The sequence below is a fragment of the Microcoleus sp. S13_C3 genome, assembly GCF_036700905.1.
Classification (GTDB): domain Bacteria; phylum Cyanobacteriota; class Cyanobacteriia; order Cyanobacteriales; family Microcoleaceae; genus Microcoleus.
Map to the genome: position 1 here is coordinate 1 of NZ_JAUBPT010000063.1, position 3,385 is coordinate 3,385.

At 43.1% G+C, this 3,385-nt stretch carries 6 protein-coding genes and 1 pseudogene; 5 read left to right on the forward strand and 2 right to left on the reverse strand.

Annotated elements, in window-relative coordinates:
• Positions 1-38: 38 nt before the first annotated feature.
• A pseudogene (locus tag QUA16_RS36955) lies at positions 39-539 on the forward strand (DUF6997 domain-containing protein); the annotation flags it as partial.
• Between the two features lie 72 nt (positions 540-611).
• Positions 612-1,085: a DUF7226 domain-containing protein gene (locus QUA16_RS36960; RefSeq protein WP_445252179.1), complete on the forward strand. Its 474-nt coding sequence runs from the start codon at positions 612-614 to the stop codon at positions 1,083-1,085.
• Between the two features lie 198 nt (positions 1,086-1,283).
• On the opposite strand, the gene QUA16_RS18085 is transcribed toward QUA16_RS36960, so the two are convergent.
• A complete protein-coding gene (locus QUA16_RS18085) occupies positions 1,284-1,421 on the reverse strand; it encodes a hypothetical protein (RefSeq protein WP_333181282.1) in 138 nt (45 codons plus the stop codon).
• Between the two features lie 50 nt (positions 1,422-1,471).
• On the opposite strand from QUA16_RS18085, the gene QUA16_RS18090 reads away from it, so the two are divergent.
• Positions 1,472-1,675, forward strand: a complete 204-nt coding sequence (locus tag QUA16_RS18090; protein ID WP_190657763.1) for a DUF751 family protein — start codon at positions 1,472-1,474, stop codon at positions 1,673-1,675.
• On the opposite strand, the gene QUA16_RS18095 is transcribed toward QUA16_RS18090, so the two are convergent.
• Entirely contained in the window at positions 1,655-1,789 is a 135-nt protein-coding gene (locus QUA16_RS18095; RefSeq protein WP_333181283.1) for a hypothetical protein, read from the reverse strand. The two genes, QUA16_RS18090 and QUA16_RS18095, sit on opposite strands and share 21 nt — an antisense overlap.
• A gap of 230 nt (positions 1,790-2,019) precedes the next feature.
• On the opposite strand from QUA16_RS18095, the gene QUA16_RS18100 reads away from it, so the two are divergent.
• Positions 2,020-2,412: a PadR family transcriptional regulator gene (locus QUA16_RS18100; RefSeq protein ID WP_333104816.1), complete on the forward strand. Its 393-nt coding sequence runs from the start codon at positions 2,020-2,022 to the stop codon at positions 2,410-2,412.
• 320 nt (positions 2,413-2,732) lie between these two features.
• On the forward strand, positions 2,733-3,275 hold the full coding sequence (locus tag QUA16_RS18105) for a cofactor assembly of complex C subunit B (protein WP_333104815.1): 543 nt from the start codon (positions 2,733-2,735) through the stop codon (positions 3,273-3,275).
• The last annotated feature ends 110 nt before the right edge of the window (positions 3,276-3,385 follow it).

Genomic DNA, 3,385 nt, shown 5'->3' on the forward strand with positions numbered 1-3,385 from the left:
GTTCTATCATATAGCAGAGGGCGAAGAATTTTGGCTCTTATCATACTTTTAACCATTTACAAAACCGGGATGCTCCCATTGCTTTTGAGTTTCCTTCCGGGATAGAGAGTATAGATTACACAAATTTATATTCTGAAAATTCTGCATTGCACTGTGCATTTAATATCGGTATTATAGATGATTTATTCGGAGAAAAAACCGCTTATACTGTTTCAGGGAGAATGTCTACAGAGTCCTTTGATTTTAATATTATAAATTCCTTCGCTAATAAACCCTATTCAATCAAGGTTAAAAATTCTCAGTGTGAGATAGATGCGGGATTTGAAAGTAACAACTATTTTCTTTTGATAGAAGCTAAGAACTATGCCATAGACGATTTTTTGATTAGACAACTTTACTACCCCTACAGATTGTGGTCAAAAAAAATGGCTAAAAAAGTGATTCCCGTATTGATGACATACTCTAATGACATTTTTAGCTTTTTTATTTATGAATTTAGCAAGGATGAAGATTATAACTCTCTGAAACTGAGAGAACAAAAGAATTATACGATCGCTCCCGAAGAAATACAACGGAGTGATGTCGATCTGGTACTCAATAATATTAAAGTAATTGCAGAGCCAGATGTTCCATTTCCCCAAGCTGATAAATTTGAGAGAGTAGTAGATTTATTATCCTTGTTATTAGAAAGAGATTTAACCAAAGACGATATTACAGAAAACTATGAATTCGATCGCAGGCAAACTGACTATTATACAAATGCTGGTCTATATATTGGACTGATAGAAAATTATAAAGATTCCCTGACCAAAAAAGTTACTTTTTGCTTGACAAGTGAAGGAAGGTCTATTTTACATAAAAGACCTAAATTAAAATATCTAGAGTTGATTAATAAGATTTTAGAACGTCAAGTTTTTTATTTAGTGTTTCAATTAGCGCTTAAACTGGGAGGAATTCCACCCAAAGATGCAATCTGTAAAATAATCTCAGAAAATCGTCCAGATATTAATGATACAACTATAAAAAGGCGTTACTTTACAGTCCAAGGCTGGATTTCTTGGATTTGGGGCCAAATCCAAGACTAAAATTCGCATAGTGTGATTCTCGGGGTTTTTAATATCTTCAACCTAGTTTTGCCTCCTGCCCATTTCAGAAAGGGACGTGGCAAGACGAAAGAAGGTGCGGCAGCAGACATTTATCTAGAAATAACGGCCCTCTAATATTTATCACAACTAGAACTCAATAGAAATACTTCTGAAGTTCTTACCGGAGGTCGCGTGGCATTAAACAGACAGTGCCGGAGCGATCGGCGAAAAGTTTTCGTTAGAATTATATATGTCAGCTAAGCCTAGGCAAAAATGCCCGATCGCCCGATCGGCAGATTTAGCTCCGGCTGTGCCAAAATTGTCTAACTCGCTCACAAGTGTTACCAGCCAAAGATTGTGCTGTAACACTTTACCCCACCAAGCTCATGCAAGATTTTATTAATAACGTCTCTCGCTACCCCCGCTTTTTCATTACGATATGCCTGGGAATTTTCTTTTTCCTGTTCGAGCGACTCAAACCTCTGCTCGATCGACCGGCAACTGCGATCGCCCTGATTAGTTCGATTGTAGCGACTTTTGTCTTTCTAACTTTTACACTGCGGGCTATGTTAGGCCTGAGTTCGGTTTAAAGCCTGCGCTTGAACGCAAACATCAAGGGCAAATTCAGTTAACACACTAATTCCCCAAGTAACTGCCAACTCTTGCAGGCGATCGCACACTTGACAATAGTCGCTGCGATACATTGGAAGAGGAAAAAAATTGCGCTAGTTACGCCCGCGCTGCTCAACCAAGCCGCAGGCAAACATTACCGAAGTGCAGGACAAGCGTTTGGGGCTATCAACATTCACTGGGGAAATACTGCACCTCTGTTTCCCCGGTGTCCCACTTAATCATTAGGAAGCGGCACACCCCGCCCCGCTTTCCTCTCCCGTTAACCTGACGGTATCACGAGAGTTTCCAGCGGACAAGACAGATGAAGTTTGAACATATCTATCAATTTTTTCAAGACCCCCCTCCTGTTTATCTAAACAAGGAATTAGCTGTGTGCTACATTCTTTCCGTGTTATTGCGCGGAGATTCCTACGGTACAGAACTGATTGGCCAACTAGAGAGGGAATTCCCCATCTACCGACTTTCTGATACCGTTCTCTACAGCGCTCTGAAATTCCTCGAAGATGAAGCCGTAATCACCGGTTACTGGAAAAAAGTAGAAGGACGCGGCCGCCCCCGTCGGATGTATCAAATCCTCCCTGAGTGGCGGCACCAAGCTCAAGACCTCGCTCGTCTCTGGCACGAGTACATTGGTCAGGGAAACGGCGCGTCAGAGCGTCGAGCCCGCGCCTTAGAAACTGGTCAGACGGGTTAGCCGAGTTGGAATCGGATGCCTCAACCCTGGAGATGCTGGCGCTACTTGCAAAGCGATTTGCCTGATTGCCTTCGCTTTGCTCGATCGCCCGCCGCACAGCGATTAAAGCAGCTACACTACGTCAGGACTTACGCATTGTTACTTGAGAATTAGCGACGATGGGGAGATATGGGAATTGGGTGATGGGGAGAAAAACGCCTTGCAGAAGAAGCTTTCTGCGAATCTTGGTAAAAAAGTGTCTGCGTAAGTCCTCGATCGCTTTCGTATGTAAATTTCTGTAAAGTAATAGTAGAGAATTCCAATTACACAAACTTCTACCGATGGATACTGCTGTTCTTCCTTCTACCTTTGTGCTAACGCTACTGCTGGCTGTTGGCTTGTTTTTCTTCATCAAGGCTTCAGTCAAAGATCGAATCGAACAAGTCAAGCTGGCTTCCGAGAGCGCCCAAGAGTCACTGTTAACCGACTTACAACAGTATTTTGCCCAGAGAGCTTACCGAGTTGCAGCCGTCGATGCCCCCAACTATAAAGTCACGTTTGAGGGTTTTGTGCGGCCGAGTTGGTTTCTAGCTATTTTTCTAACTCTGCTGAGTGCAGGCGGCGCTCTGTGCTTGGGACTGGTTTTGGGAATGCTAGTTCCTCAGCAGGGTCAAATTTTCCTAGCTTTGGTACTGCTGTCCCCGCTGGCGGGGGTATTTTATTGGAAAAAAGCTGGACGCTCTGAGCAAGTCTCGCTCAAACTCGAATCAGTTGCTGAGTCGGGAAGCCCAACCAAGAGCTTTGTTACTGTCAGAGCTCACCGCGATGAACTAGCAGCCATGCAAAAAGCTTTAGATTTGAAACCGATCGATTATAAAGTTTGACGCGGAACGTTTTTTGATATGCTAGATGCCGTAGTTAGACTTCTAGCTGACAAACAGATGACTCAAGAGCGGATCTCTCGTTGATAAACCAGTGGCTGTTTTTTTGATCG

What these genes read in the sequence shown, in the direction of transcription:
- QUA16_RS18105 (WP_333104815.1), top strand. Translation starts at nt 2,733, where the DNA reads ATGGATACTGCTGTTCTTCCTTCTACCTTTGTGCTAACGCTACTGCTG.
- QUA16_RS18090 (WP_190657763.1), top strand. Translation starts at nt 1,472, where the DNA reads ATGCAAGATTTTATTAATAACGTCTCTCGCTACCCCCGCTTTTTCATT.
- QUA16_RS18100 (WP_333104816.1), top strand. Translation starts at nt 2,020, where the DNA reads ATGAAGTTTGAACATATCTATCAATTTTTTCAAGACCCCCCTCCTGTT.
- QUA16_RS18095 (WP_333181283.1), bottom strand. Translation starts at nt 1,789, where the DNA reads ATGTATCGCAGCGACTATTGTCAAGTGTGCGATCGCCTGCAAGAGTTG.